General features: G+C 42.0%; 22 protein-coding genes and 1 pseudogene. 10 read left to right on the top strand and 13 right to left on the bottom strand.

Annotation, left to right across the window (positions count from 1 at the left end):
• Positions 1 to 143 precede the first annotated feature (143 nt).
• Entirely contained in the window at positions 144 to 995 is an 852-nt protein-coding gene (locus BFC17_RS09130; RefSeq protein WP_070176123.1) for an aldo/keto reductase, read from the bottom strand.
• Between the two features lie 549 nt (positions 996 to 1,544).
• On the opposite strand from BFC17_RS09130, the gene BFC17_RS09125 reads away from it, so the two are divergent.
• The 4 genes from BFC17_RS09125 (at position 1,545) to BFC17_RS22535 (ending at position 5,476) form a co-directional block, all read left to right on the top strand.
• A complete protein-coding gene (locus BFC17_RS09125) occupies positions 1,545 to 1,922 on the top strand; it encodes a response regulator (protein ID WP_070176122.1) in 378 nt (125 codons plus the stop codon).
• Positions 1,919 to 4,492 carry a sensor histidine kinase gene (locus BFC17_RS09120; RefSeq protein ID WP_070176121.1) on the top strand — a complete coding sequence of 858 codons (2,574 nt, stop codon included), beginning with the start codon at positions 1,919 to 1,921 and terminating at the stop codon, positions 4,490 to 4,492. Before BFC17_RS09125 ends, BFC17_RS09120 begins: the two co-directional genes overlap by 4 nt.
• On the top strand, positions 4,482 to 5,096 hold the full coding sequence (locus tag BFC17_RS09115; RefSeq protein ID WP_070176120.1) for a biliverdin-producing heme oxygenase: 615 nt from the start codon (positions 4,482 to 4,484) through the stop codon (positions 5,094 to 5,096). Before BFC17_RS09120 ends, BFC17_RS09115 begins: the two co-directional genes overlap by 11 nt.
• Positions 5,097 to 5,329: 233 nt before the next feature.
• On the top strand, positions 5,330 to 5,476 hold the full coding sequence (locus tag BFC17_RS22535; RefSeq protein WP_175439553.1) for a hypothetical protein: 147 nt from the start codon (positions 5,330 to 5,332) through the stop codon (positions 5,474 to 5,476).
• Between the two features lie 270 nt (positions 5,477 to 5,746).
• Here the strand turns inward: BFC17_RS22535 and BFC17_RS09105 are convergent, their stop codons facing one another.
• The 3 genes from BFC17_RS09105 to BFC17_RS09095 form a co-directional block, all read right to left on the bottom strand.
• On the bottom strand, positions 5,747 to 6,196 hold the full coding sequence (locus BFC17_RS09105; protein WP_070176118.1) for a hypothetical protein: 450 nt from the start codon (positions 6,194 to 6,196) through the stop codon (positions 5,747 to 5,749).
• Between the two features lie 63 nt (positions 6,197 to 6,259).
• Complete coding sequence (locus tag BFC17_RS09100) at positions 6,260 to 10,051, bottom strand: M4 family metallopeptidase (protein ID WP_070176117.1); 3,792 nt, start codon at positions 10,049 to 10,051, stop codon at positions 6,260 to 6,262.
• Positions 10,052 to 10,144: 93 nt separating this feature from the next.
• Complete coding sequence (locus BFC17_RS09095) at positions 10,145 to 10,789, bottom strand: hypothetical protein (protein ID WP_139142034.1); 645 nt, start codon at positions 10,787 to 10,789, stop codon at positions 10,145 to 10,147.
• 375 nt (positions 10,790 to 11,164) lie between these two features.
• Between BFC17_RS09095 and BFC17_RS09090 the strand changes: the two genes are divergently transcribed.
• The gene (locus tag BFC17_RS09090) at positions 11,165 to 11,779 is read left to right on the top strand and encodes a porin family protein (RefSeq protein WP_070176115.1); all 615 of its coding nucleotides are present in this window, start codon (positions 11,165 to 11,167) and stop codon (positions 11,777 to 11,779) included.
• A 189-nt stretch (positions 11,780 to 11,968) separates the two neighbouring features.
• Positions 11,969 to 13,132 (top strand): iron-containing alcohol dehydrogenase, encoded by a 1,164-nt coding sequence (locus BFC17_RS09085; protein ID WP_070176114.1) that lies wholly within the window; start codon positions 11,969 to 11,971, stop codon positions 13,130 to 13,132.
• Positions 13,133 to 13,814: 682 nt separating this feature from the next.
• Here the strand turns inward: BFC17_RS09085 and BFC17_RS09080 are convergent.
• From BFC17_RS09080 to BFC17_RS09060, 5 genes are all read right to left on the bottom strand, one after another.
• Positions 13,815 to 14,882 carry a S1 family peptidase gene (locus BFC17_RS09080; protein ID WP_070176113.1) on the bottom strand — a complete coding sequence of 356 codons (1,068 nt, stop codon included), beginning with the start codon at positions 14,880 to 14,882 and terminating at the stop codon, positions 13,815 to 13,817.
• Entirely contained in the window at positions 14,872 to 15,783 is a 912-nt protein-coding gene (locus tag BFC17_RS09075; RefSeq protein WP_139142033.1) for a hypothetical protein, read from the bottom strand. The genes BFC17_RS09080 and BFC17_RS09075 overlap by 11 nt, the downstream gene beginning before the upstream one ends.
• A 22-nt stretch (positions 15,784 to 15,805) precedes the next feature.
• Complete coding sequence (locus BFC17_RS09070; RefSeq protein WP_139142032.1) at positions 15,806 to 16,549, bottom strand: hypothetical protein; 744 nt, start codon at positions 16,547 to 16,549, stop codon at positions 15,806 to 15,808.
• Between the two features lie 170 nt (positions 16,550 to 16,719).
• Positions 16,720 to 18,240 carry a DUF2235 domain-containing protein gene (locus BFC17_RS09065; protein WP_070176110.1) on the bottom strand — a complete coding sequence of 507 codons (1,521 nt, stop codon included), beginning with the start codon at positions 18,238 to 18,240 and terminating at the stop codon, positions 16,720 to 16,722.
• A gap of 22 nt (positions 18,241 to 18,262) precedes the next feature.
• Positions 18,263 to 19,156 carry a hypothetical protein gene (locus BFC17_RS09060; protein WP_070176109.1) on the bottom strand — a complete coding sequence of 298 codons (894 nt, stop codon included), beginning with the start codon at positions 19,154 to 19,156 and terminating at the stop codon, positions 18,263 to 18,265.
• Between the two features lie 788 nt (positions 19,157 to 19,944).
• Here BFC17_RS09060 and BFC17_RS22805 point away from each other — a divergent pair.
• Positions 19,945 to 21,189, top strand: a pseudogene (locus tag BFC17_RS22805) (PIN-like domain-containing protein).
• Positions 21,190 to 21,698: 509 nt separating this feature from the next.
• On the opposite strand, the gene BFC17_RS09040 reads toward BFC17_RS22805, so the two are convergent.
• From BFC17_RS09040 to BFC17_RS09035, 3 genes are all read right to left on the bottom strand, one after another.
• A complete protein-coding gene (locus BFC17_RS09040) occupies positions 21,699 to 21,878 on the bottom strand; it encodes a DUF6435 family protein (protein ID WP_070176106.1) in 180 nt (59 codons plus the stop codon).
• A 274-nt stretch (positions 21,879 to 22,152) separates the two neighbouring features.
• Positions 22,153 to 22,329 carry an SDR family oxidoreductase gene (locus BFC17_RS22800; protein WP_373287135.1) on the bottom strand — a complete coding sequence of 59 codons (177 nt, stop codon included), beginning with the start codon at positions 22,327 to 22,329 and terminating at the stop codon, positions 22,153 to 22,155.
• A gap of 28 nt (positions 22,330 to 22,357) precedes the next feature.
• The gene (locus BFC17_RS09035) at positions 22,358 to 22,924 is read right to left on the bottom strand and encodes a phosphoribosyltransferase (protein WP_070176105.1); all 567 of its coding nucleotides are present in this window, start codon (positions 22,922 to 22,924) and stop codon (positions 22,358 to 22,360) included.
• An 87-nt stretch (positions 22,925 to 23,011) separates the two neighbouring features.
• On the opposite strand from BFC17_RS09035, the gene BFC17_RS09030 reads away from it, so the two are divergent.
• The 3 genes from BFC17_RS09030 to BFC17_RS09020 all read left to right on the top strand — a co-directional run bounded on the left by BFC17_RS09030 (position 23,012) and on the right by BFC17_RS09020 (position 24,635).
• Positions 23,012 to 23,581: a phosphoribosyltransferase gene (locus tag BFC17_RS09030; protein ID WP_070176104.1), complete on the top strand. Its 570-nt coding sequence runs from the start codon at positions 23,012 to 23,014 to the stop codon at positions 23,579 to 23,581.
• Positions 23,582 to 23,749: 168 nt separating this feature from the next.
• The gene (locus tag BFC17_RS09025; protein ID WP_070176297.1) at positions 23,750 to 24,271 is read left to right on the top strand and encodes a M48 metallopeptidase family protein; all 522 of its coding nucleotides are present in this window, start codon (positions 23,750 to 23,752) and stop codon (positions 24,269 to 24,271) included.
• A gap of 13 nt (positions 24,272 to 24,284) precedes the next feature.
• The gene (locus BFC17_RS09020; RefSeq protein ID WP_070176103.1) at positions 24,285 to 24,635 is read left to right on the top strand and encodes a YacL family protein; all 351 of its coding nucleotides are present in this window, start codon (positions 24,285 to 24,287) and stop codon (positions 24,633 to 24,635) included.
• Between the two features lie 8 nt (positions 24,636 to 24,643).
• Here BFC17_RS09020 and BFC17_RS09015 read toward each other — a convergent pair whose 3' ends face one another.
• On the bottom strand, positions 24,644 to 25,129 hold the full coding sequence (locus tag BFC17_RS09015) for a hypothetical protein (RefSeq protein ID WP_070176102.1): 486 nt from the start codon (positions 25,127 to 25,129) through the stop codon (positions 24,644 to 24,646).
• Positions 25,130 to 25,207 lie beyond the last annotated feature (78 nt).

The raw sequence follows: 25,207 nt of genomic DNA, 5'->3' as shown, positions 1-25,207 counted from the left end.
TAAAATCAATTACTTGGGCATTTTATGCTGGTTTCGTGGCTTGGTAATGAACTAATTTGGTTCATTTGTTAGCCATTCAAGCACCACTTTGGTGTAACAAAAAAAGGGCCGCCCATGGGCAGCCCTGATTAAATTACTTTAGATTATTGGAACACCGGCATGTTGCTGGCGTCACCATAATCTTTAATTTTTGGTAGATTTTTCAGCGTTTCCATATCTTCTTTACTGATTTCAAATTCTACGTCTGCATTATTTTTCATGTGATCCGGATTGGTAGACTTAGGCAGCGGTAACAACCCTAACTGTAAGTCATAGCGGATGGCCAGCTGTGGCACAGACACACCGTACTTTTTAGCCATCTCAGTGATAGTGTCGTTTTTAAATAGCTCGCCATGACCAACAGGGGAGTAAGCTTCTACCAGCATTTCCTGCTTTTGCACGTATTCAATCAATTCAAAAGGCGTATTACTGGCGTGCGCTAACAACTGATTTACCACGGGTTTAACTTCACAGTGCTTAAGAATATTTTCGATGTCCTGTTGCTGGAAGTTAGACAGACCAATCGCTTTCAGCTTGCCTGCTTTGTAGGCCTCTTCCAGTGCTTTCCAGGCTTGTAAGTTGCCATCGAAGTACCGATCGTCATCACCAAAATTAGCCCAGGGTTGCGGACTGTGAATGATCATCATGTCGATATAGCCAGCATCGATCTTGGCCAGCGATTCATCGATAGCCTGTTTGGCTTCTTCGTACGTTTTGGCTTCGGCTGCCAGCTTGGTTGTGATAAATAGTTCTTCGCGTGGTACACCGCAGGCTTTAATGCCTCGTCCTACCCCGGCTTCGTTCTGATAGGCCTGCGCCGTATCAATGTGACGGTAACCCGCTTTTACCGCATCAATAACGACTTGTTCTACGTCGTCATCTTCAATCATCCAGGTACCCAGACCAATTTTGGGAATATTTACGTTGTTGGCTAGTGTGTAATAGTCGTTCAACATGATGCTCTCCTTATTTCGTATTTAAAATAGATACGCGCAGAGTGACGCTTGCTGACACGCTTGTACTCGTTTAGTCGTACCGACTTAACTTGTGTACTTGTTTATTCGTAATTACCTCTAGAACGGATTTGACTGATGCTCTGAGTTTATTGCCTAAAACTCTCGCTTAGCTTTGTTATTGTTTTATCTAAGGTTTCGCCCATTTTCTAATCATCAGTTGCTGGAAAATGACGTGATATTGAATTTGTGTAGGGGAACGCAGTGAGTATTACTGAGCAGCCTGATTGTATTAGCAGAAACTCATGCTTTTTAACTGCCACTACGGATGACTAGGCAGGTCTGGTATTTCAACCTAAAGTTTATTGTGGGTTCACAAAATCCAATCTATCTTTTATTAAAGCGCTATACGTTTTACCCACTAAAAACAATTATCTTAATGAATTGATGAAGGCAGCACGGCATCGCTGGCTTGTTGTTTAGCTCAGTGACTGCTTTAACTGGTTGTTCAGAAAATGCCGACTATCGAATAGGATAAAGAGGTTACGTTAAATGAATACCCGTGTACTTTATTTAGAAGATAATCCGATGAACAGCCTGGTAGCGATAGAGATGCTGGACATGATGGAAATCACGGATGTGGAGCACCATACCACTTTGGAATCACTCATGAACAGTCTCAACGCCAACCCGTCGGCAGACTACGACCTCATTATGCTTGACATAATGTTACCAGACGGTAATTCCACGCAAATTTTGCCTGCCATAAAAGCGCGATTTAGTTGCCCGATACTGGCCTTTACCGCGCGCTCTCAGCAAGCTGACATCGATCATTTTCAGGCACTTGGGTTTACCGACGTTTTCTTAAAGCCCATGGCTTTTGATGAGTTCGAGCGGCGGATCTCGGCCTATGTAAAGGTTGCTTCATGATTAAAAGCAATATTGAGTACGAGAAAGAATTTGCAGAATGCGAAAGTGAAAATTTAAGGGCGACTGGCGCTGTTCAGCCAGGGTTTGATGTGCTTATTTTTAAAGATGGGAAACTCATTGCCAGTGATACTGGCTCATCTTCACCGTTAATTGAGTCCGCACCAGCAATTTTGTCTGCCCCCGGTGCTGAGATCCTGGGTTCAGGCCACCAGATAGTGGAAGTGGAACAGCAAGGCAAATGGTTAAGGCACGAACAAAATGGTTACGTTATCTGTGAGAGAAGTGCCGAACAACATTCCTTTGCTGCATTTGAGCCTGAAGAATTTAAAGACATTGCCAGCAAGGAAATGGCAAACATATGGAAGCTTTCTGATCGAATATGCCATTTACTCAGCGAAAAAACCAAGGCTGAACGAGTCATGGTTTATCAGTTCCATGAGGACTGGTCGGGTGAGGTGATTGCCGAGAGGGTGTTGGGGCATTACGAAAGCTTTTTGGGCCTGCGTTACCCGCCGACGGATATTCCCAAAATTGCCCGTTCACTTTATTTGGAATTAAAAAGTCGCCATTTATTTTCACTAAATAAAGCCGTAGATATTGTTGCTTGTGATAACGATGACATAACCACGGTAGATTTATCCCAGTGTGTATCCCGCAGTATTTCGCCATTTCATATTGAATATCTGAAGAACATGGGCACTGGCAGTACGGTTTCCTGCGCAATTATTCTGGACGGTAAACTGTGGGGGTTAATTTCTCTGCACTTTGCCCGGTCCAGAGCAGCATGCATTGATGAATATGTGTATTTTCAAAAGCTGGTGCACTTTATTAACCCTATTTTTGCCGATGTAATCGAACGCGAAAAAGAGATCCTGGCCAAACAAAGTGTTAAAGCGGTAGACCGGCTGATGACAAATCTGCGAGATGATCTCGAACCCTTCAACACGTTACTCCTGTCAGAAACAGCACTGCATAAAATTGTTGGGGCACAGGGGATAACAATGGTTATTGATGAAGAGATTGTCTCCATTGGTATTGTGCCAGGCCTATCTGAAATAAGAGAAATGGTCAGCCGTATTAAGGCTAAGTATTCACCTGGCTTTTATTTTTGGGATAAATCACCGTTCGATTTCCCCATTTCTCATGGTCTTGCCGGTATGGCAATGTACTGTCTGTCGGTAAAGCCCTTTAGCTGCTTTTTTGTGTTCAGAAAAATGCTTAATCAAACCATATGCTGGGGTGGGGATCCGCGCCATTTTGCGCAAAAAGAAAAGGAAACCCTGCGTTATTCGCCCCGACAGAGCTTTAAACGTTGGGTAGAAAACGTCGAAGGTCAGTCTGTCCCTTGGAGTGAGGTGCACCAAAAAGCGTTTATCAGTTCGTTTGCCAATATTCGGCAAGACCTGGAGGTGGATGAAACAGAGCTTGCAATATTATTGCGTAACGGAATGCGCAGAGCCATAAAAAAACGGGAACAGTTAAGAAGCGTTGCCACCAATCTGATTGACAGCATTACCACCGGAATTGCTATAGGTATAGAGCAGGGGACTTCGGCAGAAAGTGAAATTGTGGCTATTAACAATGTCACTGCAGAGGCCTTTAACGTAAGTCATACCGATTTGATTGGGATAACGCTGACCGAGTTTGCCAGCTTACTGGGCATTGAACACATTCAGTCTCATTCTTCAGATTCACTGACCATTAAAACCGCCAGTTCCGGTGTACGTAATGTCGAGCTTAAACAAGCGCTGTTGTTTGATTATTGTCACTTTGTATCGGAAGAGCCGGACAGAGTCAGGCTTATTATGTATGAGTTTCTGGATATTACCGAAGCTACCCGTATTCAAAACTCCCTGGTGGCGGCACGAGAGCGGGCAATAACCGAAAATAAACTGCGCAGTGAAATGATGGCAAAGCTGATGCACGAACTTAAGACACCACTGAATGGATTGCTGGGGTTGTCAGATATCCTGCGCAGAAAGTACGTGAGTAACGAAGACAAAAAAACGTTTTCTATGATTGAATCTTTACATCAGACCGCTTCGCTGATGAAAGAGGTGGTTGACTATACACTGAAAACGTCAGCGCTTGTTGACACGGTTGATGTTCAGAATTTTCGTGTTATCCCCCTGCAATCCCTGATTAGTGAAATTATATTGCTGATACAACCCCTTGCCGACAATAAGCAGATTAGTTTTGACGTACAGTGTGAAACGGTTTCGGTTTATGCAGAGCCTCGGGGCGTAAGACAAGTACTCATTAACTTGTTAGAAAATGCCATCAAATACAACGATATTGGTGGCAACGTTACAGTAACGGTTGTGCAAAAACTCTATGGTACGGTGCGCATTGAGGTTAAGGATACCGGTGCCGGCATGACTCAGGAACAGCTGGCTAAATGTACGCAACCTTATCAACGGTTTTCTAATCAGGATGGCTCTGGCCTAGGGCTTTCTATTGCTGAGTCTTTGGTAAGAAACATGGGCGGACAGTTTGAGATTTCTTCGCTCCAGGGGAAAGGTACTACGGTAACGATAAACCTTAATATGCAGGATGCACATGAGCACTAGCGTAATCTACGAGCAATCACAACTACATACTTTACTGAAAGCACATACTGGCGATTTACACAGACAGCTGGACTCTCATTATAGTATCAGCATTCTTATGTCTGCCAATCTTTCAGAAAAATCCTATGCCAGCGTTTTACTTACCATGCTCTGTTGGTACAGAGCCATAGGTAACGCATTAGTTACTAAATTAAATCTAGCGCGGGACTTACCGTTTTATGAAGCCAAGGATTTACTTATTGAAAAGGACCTGATGGCATTATCTGTCTGCCCGAAGGCATTAATCAACAGCCCGGCAAATGCATTAGCAATACCAGCAAAATCTTCTCTGTTTTATCTTGGCATGTTGTACGTGGTTGAAGGTTCTGCTTTAGGTGGAATGGTGCTTGGTCCCAGGGTGGCAAAGCAGTTGGGCAGGGGTGATGTAACAGCGTTTTACCAGTGTTACGGAAAAAATAAAACCCGTAACTTCGCGCAAACACTGAATTACATCACCCGGCAGATAAACGAAAATGACGTACCTGAAGAAGCTATGGATGAAGTACTATCAGGCGCCGCGTTTGCTTTTACCTCGTTGCTGCAGGTAATAAATGACAATCAGTAACAATCAATATTCAGGTTTATTTTTCTATTTGCACCTTTCTTATTAATGCAATGCCGCAGAAGCAGAGATTACAGCCCCCCAAAAATTAAATACTGTTAGTTCAGTCAAAATTTACAGCGAATGACGATCATGGGTGAATTCTATACCCAGGGACAGTGGTTCCCATGCCTAGCTTTAATTTAAGCTGCCTTAGCTCATTTAAAGCAATTTAATTAGTTAACCAGGTGACAGTGATGCAAAAAATTGATTATGCAGACACAGTGAATATTAATGGTGGTTTATGGGACTGGTCGGATATTGCCTGTAACATTGGTTCTCTAAAGGTCGCAACTAACATTGGTGCAGGTAAAGGAGCTGGGTTTTATGATGCCACGCACTAATGACTTTTCCAGACTCTTCCGATTTGGCCAGCTTTTAGTGTTATTAAATATTATATATTGCGCAGTTATGATGTTTTACTTAGCGCTCAGCCGTGGTGACTATATTTTTACGTCGAAGTATTTTTATGCGGTGGCTCTGATGACACTGCTCTACTGTAAACTGGATAGTTACCTTCGCGAGCTTAAATTAAAAACCTAAATGAATAAGTGCCTCTTGTCGTTTATGGCAGAGGCATTTACTTTTCTAAAAAGCCAGATAACGGCAGTAATTCAGTCTGCTATTGCTATTTGCAGCTCAACGGATTGTTGGGCTAGCGTTATCTGTTTGCCCTTTTGAGGATGAGGGGTAAGGTTAAGCAATTTGAAGGTGTACCCAAATATCTGATACGCTTTTGCTTCTCGCTGGTGTTCTAGCGTAACTCGTTCGGGATTACTGCCATTTTTGCTAATCTCCAGATCGATTTTCATTTGTCCGGCCCAAATACACTCTTCGCCAATGGCACAACGTGAATCTTCTATGGCGACTACACGCAATATCAGGTCTTTAAAATTAACGGTTTGATTAACGGCTAACACCAGTTTTTCTGCTGAAATCAGCTGAGAGCCTGATTGTTGCTGGGTTGTTGAACTGTCATCATCGGAAACGGCATTGGTGGGCGCTTTTGCGTTACCAGTACAGGCTGTTAAAGAAAACAAAAATAAAAATATAAGTCTGAACATAATTTTAATACCACGTAAAAGCCCGGCATACGCCGGGCTTAATCAGGGTTTACTTAACCACCATTATAATGGTGCTGGTGCACAGCGCGGTAAAGTACAAAGTTGTGTACATTGACGAGCGTCAGATACATTAATTACACCATTGCCGTCGTTATCGCGAGGATCGCCCGGTTGAGCAGGTTGATTGCGTGCTTGAGTGATTAACCGTATATCACTGCGGTCAACAAAATTATCACCATTAATATCACACTGCATCGGTTGCGAGCCTTCTTCACAGGATAAGGCTACATTATCAACCTGGGCATACCAATCCCAATCACCTGAATTAGGATCAAAGTAATGCCAGCGTAGTTTCAGATCGGTTTCACCAGAGTAGGCAGACAAGTCAACAGATACTTGCTCTCCAGGACTGATAAACGCACTGCCTGGAGGATGGTCTTCATTCCAACTTAGCAACTGAGCCCAGGTACTGCCGCCATCGGTACTGATATCCAGATTCAGAAAATCACTACCGGCCAGGTTTTGGTAATTAACCAGGTATTCCAGGGTCGCTGACGACATGCCTGCTAAACTAAACGAGTTAGATTGCAGTTCAGTATCAAACTCACCAGGAATAGCATCACTATTGGCTGTGGCAGCATCGCCGTCACCGCCGGTGAAGTTCCCACCAACGCCTGAGTCAGCTATTGTAGTCCAGACAATACCTTCACCAGCGTTGTCTACAACAGTCCAGCTAGGGGCGATACCACTGTCAAAGCCAACGATACCGGTATTACAAGCTATCTCTGTAACAACTGGCGTACAAACACTTGGTGTGCCAGGCACAGCCATATTGTCTTCTATGATAACGTCATCAACAAAGAAGTTAGTATGGCTATCTTCGGTACCTACTGTTCCACCAATAGCCAGTGTATGTTCACCGCCATCATTGAAGGGCACGATAGAGAAGGTTTGGGTAACATAGTCACCATCCGTTGCATCACAAACAACATCACCAATCTCGTTACCATCGATTGTAACTGTGATGGTGTCATCCGGTGCCGCGCATATGCCTCGTAGTACTTCTACACTGATCTCAGTTGCGCTTACAGGCAAAGTAATATCTTGTGAAACACTGCTGGTTACGCCGCCGGATAAACCACCAATCCACACCATCCAGCTACCGGTATTACCAAGATCAACCGGACAACCGTTACCAGGTCCACACAGAGGGAATCCGGCTACGCCACCAAAGGTTGAACTTGGCGTCCAATCCGGGTTTGGTACGCCAGCTTCAAAGCTCCAGTCGCCCACAAGGTTGCTACTGTTTGATGACGGAATAGGCAGGGTACAGGAGTAACCGCTTTCAACCTGACAGCTGCTTGAGCAACCATCGCCACTGTCACCATTGCCGTCGTCACACATCTCACCAATGTCTAACACGCCATCACCACACACCGGTGGCAGCTCTTCAGAACAGGAGTAGGCTTCAATGTCATCAACGTACCAACCGGTGACACCATTACAACCATCGGTACCAAAATCGAACCTGAATTGAACGCTATCGCCTGGCATTGCCACGTTTAACAGGTCAATTTGTGATTGCCCCCAGCTACCGGTAAGTCCACCTTCGTTGGCACCGGTAAAGGCCTCTTCGCCAGCCAGTGGATTATCACTTGCTGATAACGCTGTATTGTAAGCATTGAAGCTATAAGCCGAGGAGGGCACTACAGTGAATGGGCCGCCGTTAACGCTGATTTTCAGGTTACCGCCATCCCAGCCAGCCTCAGTAGCCACCCAGTGAGTAAAGGCAGCATGAGGAATTTCGTCTGCTGGTAAAACAATTACCGGGCTATCCAGTGCAATTACACCAGCTTCGGTATCGGCAGCACAGTCTCCTGCAATTAAATCCGGGGCAAACGCAGCAAAACTACCCAGAGCGCCGGTTGGTAAATCGCCTGTAACTTCCCATCCAGTACTGTCAAACGTCGACGGATTAGCCACATCGTGCATACTAACTGTCCAGCCCGAGGGCACAGAACCATTTTCGAAATCTTCCGTAAAGATCGGTTGAACAACACCTAAACCATCACACAGTGCTGGTGCCGGCGTTTCCAAAATTGGCTCGAATCCACACTGCTCAGGTGGTGTGCGTAGTTCAACCGCGTCAATAATTTCGGCAACTTCAGCACAGTTTGCAGCGGTAATCACTTCACCTGTAGGCAGACCATCCGTTAACCCAACCAGATCATCGCCAATCAAGGTACTACAAGCTGCTTCCAGCGCGTCGGCATGATCAGCAAAGTTACTGGAAACGGTGAGTAAGTTTTGTGCCACCCAGTGAATGTGCGCCGACTTGGTAAGACCAAGACCACTGCCAGCGTAACCGTTGTAACTGCCACCATCGACCATCAACGCAAAAGCATGGTTTGGAACGCCAGAGTTATAATGCACACCACCAGAATCTGCTGTAGAACAAAAATATTCAGAATCGGTTACTTTACCGGGATCACCATAACAGGTTGGGGTATACATATCTCGAATGGCACCGCCAAATCCTGATGTATCTTCACCCATTAGCCAACGAACACTGTCGTCTACACTAGGAGAGCCTGCGCCATGAACGGAGCAGCTACCGTCAGAACGTGGTGTATTCGGTAAAGAGAGATCGTCACGGCCGTTTATACGATCAACGGTTTCACCCCAGATATCTGAATAGGATTCATTTAACGCCCCTGATTGCCATTGATAAATCAGGTTATTGGTATATTGTGTGTAAGCATGAGCCCATTCGTGGGCGGTAACGTCATCGCTGGTTAAACCCGGACAAAATGAAATATAAACACCATTCCATGACGCATTGGGGCAACTGTCTCCGCGGTTAAAAATGGCATCCATAATGGCACCACTGCCATCAAATGAATCGCGTCCCCATGCATTGGAAAACAATGAATACGTTTCCTCAGATGCGAGAATCATATTATCAGCTTCTGAGCTTGCCGTTGGGAATGCATCCCCTTCAACCCAAAACGGAAAATCCGGGTAATTAGGGCCTGGGTGTGGTTGTGATTCCGCATCATAGGCGCGGCGATCAAGTGCGTCGTGAATACCGGTAATCTGATCAACGATATCTTTACTGTGTGCATCAACATAGATAAATTCGCGAACGCTGGTGTCTTTGTTGGTCACCTCAACTTCATAAACCAGGTGGTCCTTACCCGGTACACCTTTTAATAAACCTTCACGAAACACCATCAACTTAGTTGATTTAGCGCTAAGCTCAGAACCGGTTAATACCGTTTCTTTATCTTTCCAGACTAAAGCTTCGGTGTTTAGGGCCTGGGCCGGATCCTTGCTAACCGTCATGATAGCTATTTTGGCAGCAAGAGAGGGTTTAACCGTTGCCTTGGTACTAACTTTGATATCTGATAAGAAGTTACCATTTACCACGATCAACTGACCGGCAGAATTATAGTGAGTGCGAATCTCGCCACCAAATACCGGAATACCCTCATAAAATTGTTGAAAAGTGGCGTGTTCACCAGTCAGTTTATCGCGACTTGTGCTGACTAATTCCAGCTCACGATCAACGTTTTTGATACCAAAAGCGCTGCCGTAATCCCGTAAAAAGGACTTTGAGTTGTCGGCAATATTAATTACACCCGCTTTATTTTTGTTAACGGTAAGTGCACTGAGTGGAGAGTAGGTGGGTAGCCGAATAAAACGGGCTTTACCAGATTTTTTATCGATACTTATTTTAGCATTGCCTGAAGTGTCGGTTAACAGCTGAGACACTCCCTCGGGTTTTTTAGCAAATGCACTGTTGGCATTCAATGCTAGTGATACTAGTACTACAAGTTTACTGATATTACGCATGTTAATTTCCTTTTTAACAGCAGAACTATCTCGACGTAAGTGAGATACAACAGTTATCTGTATGTATTAAGCGTGTTGAAACATTAATTTTTATTAGCAGTTAGCGATTGTAGTGGAGAGATTCTTCGTGTGTGCTGTACGTGTTTGGCGTCTTAGATACAGCAACAAAAAGGAGAAGCCTAACAAAGCGGAAGATGCAGGCGCGGAAACGGCAGTTTGAGCTGCGGTAATAACGGCGTCATCACCCAGATCAACCAAAAGGCTGACTCCAGAGCTATCACTGAATTCCAAGGGCGAGAGAGAGACGGTTGTTGATTCACCAGCAGCCAGAGCGCCAACCTGAAAAACGATATCTGCCAGGGCAAAAGAAGAAGATTGCAGTGCATCCAGTTCGAAGTCGAACAGGTAGCTAACTTCGGCCAAATTGATTGTGCTTGCACCATCGTAACCCCAGCTAATATCATCGGCTTCAAACGCATCAATATCACCTAAACCATCGAACAAATCATAACTCATGAAAGTTAATAGGCTTTCGTCAAACATGATATCTACATCGAACGCCCCCAGTGAATCGGGCACGCCATCGCCCAGACCGCCAACCATAAGCGTGAGAGAAACCTCATCTCCCGTTGCAACGTCTGATTGAACCGCGGGGTCCAGCCACAACATTATGCTGGCATTAGCCACTCCACCAAACAGGAGTACGACTGTAAATACAACGCTTTTCATTATTCTCATGTAATGTTCCTTTTATTATTTATTGAATTAGACCTTTTCAAATATCACGTGAGCAAAAATGTTGTTTTTTTTGATAGATAATGTCCTATCTATTAAACGAGATTTATGATTCACGTAACATTTTCGTAAAGCATATTTCCGGCCATAAATAAGAAATTCCTTTATTACAAGAAGTTAACCATTAAATATTACTTAATTTAATTCTAATATGTATAAAAACCGGACACTAAACTGGTGATTTTGCTACAAAAAACCGGATAGGATTGCTTATTTTGGAGGCTGTTGTGTTAGCTTAAATTTGATAGAGGAATATAATCGAAAGTTCCTTATGCCACATACGTTCTTCAGGCATGAATTCTTTGAGTAATGATGTCGATGCCTTCACTGGTAAAATTAAAAGGATTTAAAATGAGAAAAACACTGAATATTGCGAGTGCAGTTCTGCTATTAACTTTTGTATCTGCTGTTAATGCTGAAAATGTCTGGCGCATAGGCGCAACATACAGTTTTCAAGAAGTTGATATTAACGGCAGAGACTTTGATGCTGCGGGACTGACAGCAGGTTACCTGTATAATCAATATGTTGGCCTGGAGGTCAGGTTTTTAGCCGGAACATCCGGGTATTCCGGTTTTTATGGCATGCCCGACGCACCATGGGGTAATTACAGTGAAGACATTAATACTCAGGCTTCATTATTACTAAAAGCCCAATACCCAATATTTAAAGCCATTAAGCTTTACGGGTTAGCCGGTTACTCCAACACAGAAATCGAAATAAATGGCTTAGCGCAGCAAAACGATGCAGAAGGCAACATCACAGGGAACGTACCTTACAAGCAAACAATAACAGAAGGCGGTTTTACCTACGGTGTTGGATTAGATTATCAAATCAGCGAACGATTCGATGTGTTTGTAGATTATCAGGTACTCCCTGATTTTAGGTCAAGAGACTGGGACAGCATAACAATCGGCGTTAGCTATTCGTTTTGATTTTTTAACTAACGCACAAGCTGCAGAGGCCAGTTGAGAAGAGTAGGAGTGTACTAGCTCAGATCCAATCAAATCAGTTTTTTAGTTCGCCCTTGCGATAACGCTGAAAATATAGATGTAAATCAAGCTGGTAACCGATATTAAGGTGTATAACGACACCGAATTCACTACAACGCAAGGATATTGATTGTGGCACTTGCTGACCAAACCTACGGCTTCTACATCCCTAATGTTTCTCTTCTGGGTGTAGGTTGTTCAAAAGAAACTGGCGCTCAGGCAAAAGCGTTAGGCGCTAAAAAAATGCTGATTGTGACTGATAAAGGCATCAATCAAATGGGCATGGCTGACGAAATTAAATCGTATGTTGAAGAAGCAGGCTTGCAAGCTGTTATCTTTGATGGCGCAGAGCCAAATCCGACAGACAAAAACGTTCACGATGGCCTTAAGGTTTATCACGAGAACGAATGTGATGGCATTATTTCTCTGGGTGGTGGCTCATCTCACGACTGTGCAAAAGGTATCGGTATCGTTGCCACCAACGGCGGTCATATTCGTGACTACGAAGGTGTGGATCAATCAAAGCACAACATGCCTCCATTCCTGGCTATCAATACCACTGCAGGAACAGCGAGTGAAATGACGCGTTTCTGTATTATTACCAACACCGATACCCATGTAAAAATGGCGATTGTCGACTGGCGCTGTACACCAAATATCGCGATTAACGACCCTCGTTCAATGGTTGGCATGCCGCCATCATTAACAGCGGCGACGGGTATGGATGCCTTGACCCATGCGGTAGAAGCTTATGTTTCAACTGCTGCAAACCCAATTACTGATGCCTGTGCTGTTAAAGCGATAGAGTTGATCGGTAAACATTTAGGCACTGCCGTAGCAAACGGTGAAAATATGGAAGCCCGCGATGCGATGGCATACGCCGAGTACCTTGCTGGTATGGCATTCAACAATGCAAGCCTGGGTTATGTCCATGCGATGGCGCACCAGCTTGGTGGTTTCTATAACTTGCCTCACGGTGTTTGTAACGCCGTATTGTTACCTCATGTGTGTCAATTCAACCTCATTGCATGTCCTGAGCGTTATGCCGATATCGCCCGTGCATTAGGTGAGAACGTAGAAGGACTCTCTACCACTGCGGCGGCACAAAAAGCAATTGAACGTATAAAAGCGTTAGGGCTATCTATTGGTATTCCAGAAAACCTCACTGTTTTAGGTGTGAAAGAAGAAGACCTGGAAGTAATGTCTGTAAACGCGAAAAAAGACGCTTGTCAGTTGACTAACCCTCGTAAAGCGACGCTTAATGAGGTTGTTCAAATCTTTAAAAATGCACTGTAAGGCGTTGTCTTCTATAAAAAGCCACTTCGGTTGAAGTGGCTTTTTTATGGATGTTTGTCATTGTGATACGCGTTCACTGTACATAATCACAAACTGATTCATAGCGGCCGTATTATTGTACCAGCGAGTCTGCGAGCGACTCACCAGAGCAGGTGTCAACAATACTGACATTACGAACTGCTTCGGACGCTTGTTCTACGCATAACATTCAACAAGCGTCGATATAGATAATCGCGCTGTAACATTTAAGTTGCCTCAACTTTAAGAACGGTAATCACTAAAACAGGAAAAATGTGGGGCAGTCATAAATCTCTTGCTGGCAGAAAATCTCGTTTTGTGTTGTAAATTTCAAATGATGACTGCCACTTAACTTGAGAATCTCTGCCACCGAGATCTAACGATTATCAATGAGTTATAAATTTACCAAAAAAAACACTGTCACATAAAATGAGATTTATTTTTTGAATAGTCATTTGACATCCTGATACTGCTTGGTTCATAGCTTTGCTTACTGATTTAGTTAGTCTCGGCGGGCGGTGAATTGACCTTTCCCCTGAATTAGCACCAATCTTCAAACATACCACACGCAGAATGCATCAGGCAGAGTGAGGGCAGACAAGTATCAACGCAAGTAAACGATTCAGACTCCCTTATACGAAGTTGGCGACAACAAACTGATACATTAATTTAATTTATTAAATAGAAGTCTGTAACTTTCATCTTCCAGTTGAAGTTTTGGCTCTGATCCCTTTCCTGTATTGAAATTAAATGCGAAAGGAGGCTCAGTAATTCGGTAATTGTGAGCTAATATCGTGGGAGAAAAAATGAAATGTGGATTAAAGAAAGCTGGATTATTTGAACTAGGAGTATTGAAAGTGTATCCGTTTCCCTTAACATCACTAAACCTGATTCCGGTCTCGGTATAGCAATATGTGGCTGAAATTGTTCCGGTTGTTTTTCCATTTGGATTCAATTTGATTTTTAGTTCTTTTATCACATCGACATTAATCTCTTGCCTACCGTGTTTAGCTTTAACATAAATTGAAGACAAGTTCCATGTCACTCCTGATTTTAGGTGGTTTCCAATATTGTTTTTTGGGATATTCAAAGAGTCGATCTTTTTTATGATCTCATTTACATGTAGGACTTGACCTTGGTTAGAATTTGCTTTTGATAACAAAATCCCTCTCCATATACTTTGATTACCTAGCACCGGAGAACCAGACATACCTTCCTCGATGTTAGGAGAAGTAATCCTAAAAAACTCAGGACTATCATAATAGTCAAATGTCATCAACTCAGATTCTACTTTCTGAAATGTGTTAGTAGCTGCACCTGAGAATCCTAAAATTGTCGTTTTTTCTCTATTCCTACAGAGTTGTGTATCACCAAGCTCTACAGAGAGCTTAGCAGAACTCTTTTGAGAAGATGTTTTTTGCACTTTTATAAAGGATAAATCAATACCCTTAAAACTTTCGACTACTTCACCACCGACAATTTCCAGTTTTTTAAAGTTCGGATAATTTGTATATTGGTAAAATGAAAAAAACACTTTTGAAAGATCAATACCATCAATGACGTGCATAGCTGTGGCCAAATAAACATGATTGTCATCATGGCCTAAAATCACTCCGTTCCCATTAGTAGACATATCTCCACTTTGAATTTTAACAAGCGATTCCACAGAAGCGCTGGCTTTGGCTTGAGAGCATATAAGGATTAAAAGCAAGAATATATTTTTAATTTTCATTGGTAAATCTTACTAAAGCCATCATGAAAGTAATCAGTACAAATACAGTATTAAAGATTATGAGCACAAAGTTATTCTTCGCAAAGAAGTAGAGGTAGTTTGGAATTATGTTTGATCTATTCGAGCCATAGTAAATACTCGATGTACTTCCTTCTAAAACCACATTGATTAGTCCGTTTTTAACGAACAAATCAGTTATAAGAAAAATGTCTTTTTCCTGAAAGTAGAGGCGAGCATTTTTGTGAATGCTGAGTTCTTCCCCTGTACTCAATATTTCAATTTTTCCTGACTTTATAGAAGGTTGCAACGTTGGATTTATCATTTTATTAACAACAAGATGGTCAATTTTTATTATTTCACTCTCCATAAGCCCTGCTTCAGACTCGAATCTAAAGCTCAAATTTAATTTCCCATCTGATGGCTTAACTGTGAATTTCCCATCTTCATTAATTTTCTCTCTTCCTAAATCATTAAAATTATAGGATGAATCGTTGCCAATAGGGTGGAAGTTAAAGTTCGACTCAGTATCCTGAAAATGAACACTCACTTGTTCGATTTCAGAATCGGTCGATGAAAGAGTAATACTTACCCCTTTCGGTATATCCAGTTCGTCGACATAGACATTTTTGAGTATAAGGCGATCAGAAATGTCGGATGAAGTTGTATTGTTTACTTCCAGTCCCCCTTCATCAGTCCAGTGGTGAGCTTCAAATGAAGAAAAATGCTGGACAAAAACAGAAGTTTTATCAATTGTTCTACTCAAGGCAAACAAATTAATAAGATCATTCTGAGTTTTAAAAGAAAGCGCCTCCACCTGCAGCGATATTAGAACGTCCGATTTTTTGTTAAAGAGGGTAAGAATAGCAACAATAATCACAGCCACAAAAATGATTGCGAACAAAAGTGGCAACTCTTGTTTAAGTTCAATTATCTTCATATTCTAAATGATAAAAAGGATAAGTTTTGATTGATTTTCGATTGTTAATCCAAGTAATTTCTAGTATTAATTTATAGAAGCCATTACTCATGTTCTCCATGTTGAGATCAAGACGAAAGGTAGATGCGGCAAAAATATCTGTTAGAACTCCTTCTAGCTTCTTCTGGTTTCCTTCAACAACACGATAGTGAATGGATTTGATATTCGCAGGAGTAAAAAAATGAAGGGCATAAGCTCGCTCGCTGCTAACATCATTGACTCCTTTTCTTCTCAAAACCGTAGGTAAATATGTTTGCTCATCTAATTTAGCTTCTATTCCTAAATTTTTAGCTTTGATACCATTTGGAAGCAAGACATCATTAACTGACCACGGTGTAAATACACTCCAGCCTTGCTCAAAATCCGTTTTCTTAACCTCCATCTGGTAATTCACATTGTTTTTTACAATATTGTTCGCAGTTATATGCGTTTGACCTTTTTCAGGTACATATACATGTAAGGCGAGAACATCGTCTCTTGAGTACGATGCCAATCGAGATAAAGTAAAAGAAACAAGCCGGAAAGAGCCAGATACATTTTTTGGAATGACAGCTTCCCAGCGATTACCCTCTTTGATGTTCTCATCAACTTTCAGTTCCGCAGCGTGAGTTATACTGAAACTTTGAATTGCAACTACGGCGAATAAAAATAAGCACTTGTTCATTAAAACGGTTGATATATTTCTTGTCATTTTTTGGCAGTCATAATTTGTAATTTAAAACGTAAAAGGTCAACAAAGTAATATATGATCAAAACACAGCTTTTCCCTCATCACAATCTGAATTCCAGATCGAAAATTCGTTCCGCTTTTCGAGGTAATTTCGGCAACCCTACTATCATTGAATTATTCAGCATTCCTATCTATTCTGTCGATGGAAGAACTTCGACTGTTAAAGTGACGTAACCTCGGTTATTGTCGTACATGGCCCAAACGTCGTTAGCGAAACAGTACAAATAACCAGGTTTGTTAACTGTAAACTTGGCAGAGTCGCCGATAACTTCAATTTGTGGAGGGGGTGGATCTCCATCTTGCTTAGGGCACTCCTGATTGGCAATTACACCAATTAAAGTGAACCAGTCCGCATCTTCTATCCGTTTGGTTATAGAGATAAGGTCATCCTTGTGTTCGTTTCTGCGCGCCCAATTCCAGGCTGACTCAAACCAGCCAATTGCAGTGCCCAACATTTGTACCAATTCACCAATATGAAATTTACCGTCGTTCATTCCTTTTGGTGAACACGGTATTGTTCTATCTACCCATTCACCTTCCGCAGTGCACTCGTAAACTCCTTTTTCTAAATAGATACCAGTCCAATACCAACGGTGTTTTGCATAGACGTCAACAGTCACTTTGTTTTCGACAAACTGACGATGAGGAAGATATTTACCTTGCTGAATTGGCGGTTTTTGAAACCTGAGCCTTGCATATTCACTTACGTCTTTACTCGCTAGTATATTCGGGATTGCTCTGGGTAAACTTCGAAGCACCTTCATAACACCAGAGTAGGAGTTATGCAGTCTGCCAAAAGGGTTCGGTATGATTTGTTTGACCATATGCATATCAAACAACAATTTGTTAGGTAATTCCTTCAGCTCTTCTATCATCCATAAGAGAGTACAATCCGACAGTCCTGTTTCTTTATAGCCTCCGCCTATGTTGGAATGAACTCCTGGGAACCAAATTTGCTTTACGTCACAGACCTCAGGAATTTCAGTCCAAAGAGTAGGGCTAAAACTACTTCTCCGTTCATCCAATGCAACTGCATGTCGAGCATATTTGACGAATTCACTAAGTTTTGTGTTGTGAAACTTGTACTTATCGGGATTATCGAATAAGTCTAGAATTGCTTTATCATCTGGGATACCCAATGAACCAACTGTATCCCAAACACCAATAAAATAGATACCTTGAGAAGTTGGATGGAACGAGTAGTCTGAATCTATATCTACATCATTATAAACGCAGTGATACAAGTCACTAATTATGTCTTGTCTTGATGCATTGGTGTTTGCATTTGTCTTCTTAAAGTCTATTAATCCGGCTTTCGTAATTAAACCACTTAAACTTCTAGCTGCAAAAGCGCCTCGACTGAAGCCAAACAAAAATATTCTGTCTCCAGGTTGATACTTGTCACTCAACCATTGGTAGCAGTCGCGTATGTCTTCATTTATGCCAATCCCAAGCAATCCACCTGTAACTTGGTCAATGTAACCCTCTGTACCAACTCCTGCTTGGTAACGAGTCAACTGTTGTGGATCATCTGTTTCAAGTAATGAAAAGAGCTTATGTACATTCGTAGGGGCAGGTGATTCACCATCCATATTATTGGATGAATTCCAAGTACCATCGCAGCAAACAACCAAGTTTCTTCCTTCTGACATGACAATAATTCCTTTTGTAATTTTAATTTTGAAGTAAAGGTAGCTTTTCTAATAATTTAACTGCGAGCATTTCAAACCCTTTTGATGTGGGATGCATCTCATTCAACCAATGTGTTTGATCCCCAGGTGTTAAGGTGTTCCTTAAATCTGCAAAATCAAAATTATTTGGATAAGACTGTTTGACCGTCTCTAAAACGTTAACAAATCGATCAATCATTAGTTTGACAACCGAAAGACGAAGATTTTCTGGAATATTAGACATACCTGGGCTGACCCACGGGCCTGAGAATATGCTACTGAGATCTACTCTACGAAGTAACTCCACGCCAACATCGGAAGGCATTAGGTAGTCGTAGGTGTGAGATAAAATCCTAGAATCAGGTTTGTATTTAAGAATTTTGTTGATAATAGTGCTGAATGATAGCTCTACTTGCTTTAATCGTAGATTAAACTCTTCGTCATTTATCCATGATTCAGGTTCATTTATAGCGCCTTTAGGTTCTTTCAAAATAACATCGTGAATATGCTCGAAACCGGTAAAATCGTTCCCACCACCGCTTAGGAGTACATAATGAATATCCCATGGTACTTCCAGTGCATCGATTAAATCTTCGAGTTCTTCACGTTCAGACATCGTAGCAATTTCTTCACCATTTTCTTCGAGACGATAAAAAGTACATTTTTTAAGCTTCCCATCACCGAAGTTCGTCATGCTGACAAGCCAATCTATTATATTCGCAGGCCCTAAACTAAGGCTCTCTATTCTTGGGAAATCAAACCAAGAATCGCCTTGAGTAACGATATTGATTCGGTCTTCTGAAAGAGTTCGCATCATTCTGCGATAAGTCAAATAGTCTTTCGTTTCCCCCCTTGCAATTGCAATACTAGCTCGACGTTCTTTGTAAGTTCGGGCCATAAATTTGCTTCCTTGGTCAATCCAATATGACTTAGCGCATCCGATTCCAAGATTATCGTCATTTAGGAATAAGTGGCTTTTTAGTATTTTTTAACGTAGCCACTGTTGATTAAATAGTCAATATGTTTTAATTTTGAGCAGTCACGTTAAGCAGTAGTGGAATAAAAAGAACAAGGAAGTAAATATTAATCACTATATGGATGTTTAAAATGACCTCGTTAAATGCCATCGAAAATAACGTCACTCAAGGTTTCTTACCTTGGGACAAGTCCAAATCTTCCCACTTAGGAATACAGTATTCATTGATTAAGAAGTTGTTTAAAGGAATCAACTTATCGATGACTTACCAAAAACAGCAATTCAATTACCCAGAATTTTTGCAAACTTATACGATACCGCATTGAGTGGATGAATAAGGGGCGGGTGTTTATTTGTGATTAGGGGAAAGGTCAATAGTAGTAAGAAGTATCAGCGGGCGGGGAATCTACCTCGAATACCGATTTTAGTCCGATAATTTTTAATGAAACTAGGGTGCTCTACCATGTGACAATGTATATGCAGGCAAGATACTCTGATCCAGTTGTGATGAAGATTTATAGTTTTGGTTTGCCGTTGCTAAGGCAGCTTTTGTTTAAAAGCAGTCATCTTGATACTGGCTTCCTATGGTCGGCTTTTTACGTGAAGCAGACTTTCATATTCTTTCCCATGAAAACACAGGATATGGTTTTTCAGAGGAAACGGTGTCACCATGAAGTATTAGTAAAAAACTGTTCATTTTGGGAGACAACATGAAGGATTTATTTCCTGGTCATTTTAAGGAAAGCGATAAAAGCCTAAGAGAAGTATGGGAAACGTCACTATTTGTATTTGATGCTAATATCCTTCTGAACCTCTATCGATATTCAGATACGACTCGTAAAGAGTTTCTTCGTATTTTGGATAAAATTAGAGATAGAGCTTGGCTCCCCCATAGGGCTGCTGAGGAATACTTAAATAATCGCTTGTCGGTAATCGACCAGCAAGAAAAATCTTATGATGACACTGAAAAATCAATTGAGTCATTAAAACGAGATTTAGAAAATTCCCGTCAACACCCCTTTGTAAGTAAAGATATTATGGAAAAAGTTAGTGGTGTTTTTGATGAGCTTTGTCGTGAGTTAAAAAACAATAAATTAGTCCATACAACTCGCATTAATAATGACGAAATTAAAGACGCTATTGCAAGAATATTTGAGAATAATGTTGGCTTTCCTTACGAGAAGGGGCAGATAGAGAAACTAATTGCAGATGGTGAAGAACGATATAAACAAAAAATACCACCCGGCTTTAAAGATGGTTCAAAGTAGGGTGATAGTGAGGTTTTTTCTGAAAAATGCAGAAAGTATGGCGACCTTATTGTGTGGACTCAGGTAATAGATAAAGCGATCGAGTTAGGTACAGGCGTGGTATTAGTAACTGATGATAAAAAGGAAGACTGGTGGGAAAAATTCAAAGGCAAGACGGTGGGACCTCGTCCAGAGCTGGTAAAGGAGTTTAAGGACAGAGCTAATCAAACATTTCATATGTATCAGGCTGACCGTTTTCTAGAACTAGCCAGAGAGAATTTGGGCGAACAAGTAAGCGAAGAGATTGTCGAAGAAATAAGAGAAGTAAGGCGCCGTGATAAATTGGCGCAGCAACGAAATAAAGAGATAGAGCTATATAGACACCGGAAGATGCAACAGATGCATTTGGCAGAAGAGTTGGAAAGCGTTCGGAATCAAATGTATAAGTACGAAAAAGAAATAAATATGCTTCAAGAAAAAAGGCACATGTTAGAAAACGAAAAAAGTAGCTTCAACGAATATAGAAATAAGATGTTCCATGAGGGTAGTGATGAACATATCAATGACAATCAATTGACCGAGCATTACTATCATGTTTCAAAAAATTACGACGAAGTTATGAACCGATTAGAATCTTCTCGAATTAAACATCAGGATTTGATACAGCATATGGCCGTACTCGAAAAACAGCTGGAGACTGTAAGATGATCCTCCGTGTAAGTGGCTATTTATCATAGTGATATGCGGTCACTGCACATAATCATAAACTGACTCATGGCCGCTTTCCAATCTCTAATTAGCATTGTCCATTTCTTCGATATCTGGTGAAGTGCCAGATACAGTATTTTGACTGTGAACCATTACTTTGAAACTAAAGGAGAAATTGGTAGTTGAAGAATCATAAAAATGAAGAAGAAAAATCTCTTGCTGGCAGAAAATCTCGTTTTGTGTTGTAAATTTCAAAGACTTACTGCTGCAAGGCTATTAAAATACATTATTTAACATAATATACATTATGCGCAATTGTATATGTGAACGGTTGAGAGGGCCTAGCTGTGTATCTGCTTCCTTTAGTCAGCCACTATCACACTGCTTTCTGCACCGGAATCTAAATCGATATACAGCTTGCCATTAATAAAATAACCAATCCGATTGTAAACACCGTTGTCAAATATCCGGGCTTGATACTCGCGGCTTACTGGTGATTTATTTCTTTGTTAATTCTGCTTCTTGCTCTCCAGAGCCATTATCTCTGCCCACAAGGCTTCGGCCTCAGCCGTTAACATTGAATAGGTTTTAATGTCGCCATTTCTCTGAGCGTGCATTGCTTGCTCTAGTTTTACATCATATTGTTTTCTGAGTTTTTTGCTGGGGTCTTTCCTGAACAATCCAAACATTAAAATACCTACGTCTGTTATTTTTCTTAATCTTGTTTCAGTGTCACCAACTGGCGCTGAATGCTAATCTGATGATTGAAAGCTATTACGCAGGGTCAGATTATTTGTATCACTTTTCAATTTGTTCAATTTTAATGAGTATCTGTATTTTCCCCAACTAGTAACAATGTACGTTAAAAGTAAATTCACGCTCAATTTAACATAATGTTATTCGTCTGGATTTTAGACTGTCGAAACGCATCAAATTGGTACCTGATATGCACTGCTACCAATTTTATGTTTCCGCTGTATTACTTGCGGTATATCCGCCATCTACCAGGTGGTAGCTGCCGGTAATGAAAGATGGGTGATCGGAAAGCAGAAACAGAACCAACAAAGCAACTTCTTCTGGTTTGCCTAACCGGCCAATGGGATGCAGCGTGGTTAAGACATTGCGTTGTTCATCGCCCAGTTCGTCTAGTAAAGCAACCCGCAGCTGCTTACTCCGGTAAGTGATGTTTAATGATTTCGAACAATTCTGGCCGGTGTTCAGCGATTTCCTGTGGGGAGAGTCCTTCCAGTGAATGGGGATACTTCAGCCATTCTTGTGTTTCATACAAGTAGTAATCGGGGATCAGGTTAGTTTGATTACGTTCGGGCTTGTAATACGGCACGGCAACACGAATATCTTCTGGTGTATTTAGCCTGCACAGCTCGGTTAACCTGGCAATGATGGTCTCGACCGAACGACCACTATCGAACACATCATCCACTATCAACAGGCGGTCATGATGCTGAATGTTTTTAACCAGATAGTTTAAGCCTTGCACTTTGACCTCTTTGGCCTGGTTATCGATACCCTGATAAGACGAAGTACGAATAGCGATGTTGTCTGTTTCGATCCCATGAAAAGCAAGGTATTCCTGAACGGCTATACCTATGGGCGCTCCGCCTCGCCATACGGCAATAATGAAGGTAGGCTTGAAACCTGAATCAAACACTTTTTGTGCCAGTTTAAACGAGTCTTCCAACAGCCCTTGTGCACTAAGATATGTTTTACTTTTCATTGTTTTTCCTACAGAAAAGACATTACCCGCCCAATCAGTCAGGTGCTATGATAACCTGATGTCATCGTATCATAATGGAGTAGCCCAGTGGAAAAGCGTTTCCTGGAAGAACAGCAGATTATCGAAGACGCCTTTCGTTTAGGTGTACAGATTTTTGAAAGTGGCTTTCGTCCCAGTTTTATTGTGGGGCTCTGGCGTGGTGGCAGTTCGGTTGGCATATACGTGCAGGAATGTTTGCAAACCCTGGGCGTTAACACCGATCACATTGCCCTCAGAACCTCCTATCCTGGTCTGCCGGAATACCACAACATGGTGGAAACGCCGGACAAAATCCGCGTTCATGGCACACAATACCTGATAGAAAAGCTTAACGCGGACGATGGCTTGCTGATTGTTGATGATGTGTTTAGTTCTGGCCACAATATCAATGCAGTAATAAATCGCCTGCAATCAAAGCTAAAACGCAACATGCCACAGCAGGTGAGAATCGCCACGCTGTATCAGAGAAAAGATTATAACCGCACTGCCCTGACGCCGGATTTTTGCCTTCATCAAACCACTGACTGGCTGGTCTTTCCTTACGAGCTAAAAGGCTTGTCAAAAGAGGAAATCGCACTCCATAAACCCTATGCAGCCCCATTTATCAGGGATTTGTGATTTAGTACTCCAGCGTAACCTGATGAAAACACCAAACAATCAGATAATAGCCGGTCGCATTTATTCATTTTTTAGATAAATTATGCGCCAGGCTCATTTATAATCTGAATCACCTCTTATACAAAGATGTGTATAATGCCAGCCCCGATGACAACCCGTGATTATTCCATGGCAACGCCCCTTCCCTATCTGGCACATTACCCTGAACATTTGCAGGCGCAAATCCGTCGTTTGCAGGATGAAAACAAATTGGGTGACTGGCTGCGTTCCCGCTATCGTACAATTCATACCATCAACAATGACAAAGCCCTGCGGGATTATGCGCTGGACATAAAAAACCAGTACATGAAAAAAACACAACCGCTCAGTAAGGTCGTGTTCGACAACAAAATTCATGTGGTTAATCATGCTCTGGGCCTACATTCGTATGTATCCCGTGTGCAAGGCGGTAAGCTTAAGAGTAAAAATGAACTGCGGGTAAGCGAACTGTTTAAAAATACGCCTGAGCCTTTTCTTAATATGATTGTGGTGCACGAGCTCGCGCATCTCAAAGAGAAAGACCATAACAAAGCGTTTTATCAGTTATGCCAGCACATGTTACCCGACTATCATCAACTGGAATTTGACGTGCGGGTTTATCTTACAGAGCTGGATAACACCGGGTACGTTTTTTCTTCCCCAACAACCTGATCTGAGAATCGTCATGGATTTTGAATTTGTTACCGATGTAACGGGCCAGCCCCTGGCCAAATGTGATATCGAAAGTGAAGCCTTTGGCGATTGGTTAAGTCATGACCTGGGCACCAATACTAAAGCGATTAGCGATTTACTGCTAACTGTTGATGGCTTGTTGGCTAAACGTGCTGCAGATGCCGAAATCACCGGTAAGATTTATCATTTGGTGATCGCCGATGACGAAGTGGATTTATTTTTAAATAATACCGAGTTATCAGGCCAGGAGTTTGAAGAAGAATTCTCTGATGGCCCTGTGGCTGGCTGCGGATTAGTTGAGTTTAAGCACTTGCTGCAAAGCTGGCTGGAATTTATCCAATAAATCAGTAGTTAACAGATGGCGTAGCTATTCGCCCAAAACCATCTGTCGTACAGTGGATCTGCGGTGTCGTGCTGTTCAAGGTATTTCGCCCCCAGTAAATAGGCTTCGGTTTCCCCCTGTTTGGGGCATTGCCACTGTTGGGCTTCTCCGGTGTGCCACTGAACATGGTGAATTAACTCATGTAGCAGGATTTCGCGAAACTTTGGGTTATCCAAAGGGGAAGCAAATCGGTCGGAATCTTCAACCAGTGTCGGGTGTTTAATAAAAATGGTTCCAGACTCTCCTGTTTCAAAGGCGTACAGGGCATTAATGCGATGATCAATGCCATTAGCCGGGGCCAGCGCTGGCGCGTCAGCATAGAGTTCTGAAGTCAATTCTTTCGGCGTCATCATGATTACCTGAGGATGGGGCAAACTGCGGGTGTCGTACTCAGTGTGAAGTTGGATCCACACCAGCAGGCTATTAATCAGCAGGTCCATAGTGGCATTCACCATTGATATCTTGCATAACGTTGCCACCCTTTCATGGCTATTAACAACGGTTAATACGTGTACAAGGTTAAAACGGTGCAA

Origin of the sequence: Marisediminitalea lipolytica (assembly GCF_001758465.1) — a bacterium.
In the GTDB taxonomy this organism is placed as follows: Bacteria; Pseudomonadota; Gammaproteobacteria; order Enterobacterales; family Alteromonadaceae; genus Alteromonas; species Alteromonas lipolytica.
This window is presented reverse-complemented; position numbering and strand designations above follow the sequence as displayed.

Bases quoted from the DNA above. Each gene is read 5' to 3' on its own strand.
- BFC17_RS09040 (WP_070176106.1), bottom strand. From the start codon at position 21,878: ATGTTTGGATTGTTCAGGAAAGACCCCAGCAAAAAACTCAGAAAACAA.
- BFC17_RS09020 (WP_070176103.1), top strand. From the start codon at position 24,285: ATGGATTTTGAATTTGTTACCGATGTAACGGGCCAGCCCCTGGCCAAA.
- BFC17_RS09070 (WP_139142032.1), bottom strand. From the start codon at position 16,549: ATGACAAGAAATATATCAACCGTTTTAATGAACAAGTGCTTATTTTTA.
- BFC17_RS09025 (WP_070176297.1), top strand. From the start codon at position 23,750: ATGGCAACGCCCCTTCCCTATCTGGCACATTACCCTGAACATTTGCAG.
- BFC17_RS09125 (WP_070176122.1), top strand. From the start codon at position 1,545: ATGAATACCCGTGTACTTTATTTAGAAGATAATCCGATGAACAGCCTG.
- BFC17_RS09100 (WP_070176117.1), bottom strand. From the start codon at position 10,051: ATGCGTAATATCAGTAAACTTGTAGTACTAGTATCACTAGCATTGAAT.
- BFC17_RS09130 (WP_070176123.1), bottom strand. From the start codon at position 995: ATGTTGAACGACTATTACACACTAGCCAACAACGTAAATATTCCCAAA.
- BFC17_RS09035 (WP_070176105.1), bottom strand. From the start codon at position 22,924: ATGAAAAGTAAAACATATCTTAGTGCACAAGGGCTGTTGGAAGACTCG.
- BFC17_RS09080 (WP_070176113.1), bottom strand. From the start codon at position 14,882: ATGAAAATTAAAAATATATTCTTGCTTTTAATCCTTATATGCTCTCAA.
- BFC17_RS09105 (WP_070176118.1), bottom strand. From the start codon at position 6,196: ATGTTCAGACTTATATTTTTATTTTTGTTTTCTTTAACAGCCTGTACT.
- BFC17_RS09015 (WP_070176102.1), bottom strand. From the start codon at position 25,129: ATGGTGAATGCCACTATGGACCTGCTGATTAATAGCCTGCTGGTGTGG.
- BFC17_RS09090 (WP_070176115.1), top strand. From the start codon at position 11,165: ATGCCTTCACTGGTAAAATTAAAAGGATTTAAAATGAGAAAAACACTG.
- BFC17_RS09120 (WP_070176121.1), top strand. From the start codon at position 1,919: ATGATTAAAAGCAATATTGAGTACGAGAAAGAATTTGCAGAATGCGAA.
- BFC17_RS22535 (WP_175439553.1), top strand. From the start codon at position 5,330: ATGCAAAAAATTGATTATGCAGACACAGTGAATATTAATGGTGGTTTA.
- BFC17_RS09095 (WP_139142034.1), bottom strand. From the start codon at position 10,789: ATGAGAATAATGAAAAGCGTTGTATTTACAGTCGTACTCCTGTTTGGT.
- BFC17_RS09065 (WP_070176110.1), bottom strand. From the start codon at position 18,240: ATGTCAGAAGGAAGAAACTTGGTTGTTTGCTGCGATGGTACTTGGAAT.
- BFC17_RS09115 (WP_070176120.1), top strand. From the start codon at position 4,482: ATGAGCACTAGCGTAATCTACGAGCAATCACAACTACATACTTTACTG.
- BFC17_RS09060 (WP_070176109.1), bottom strand. From the start codon at position 19,156: ATGGCCCGAACTTACAAAGAACGTCGAGCTAGTATTGCAATTGCAAGG.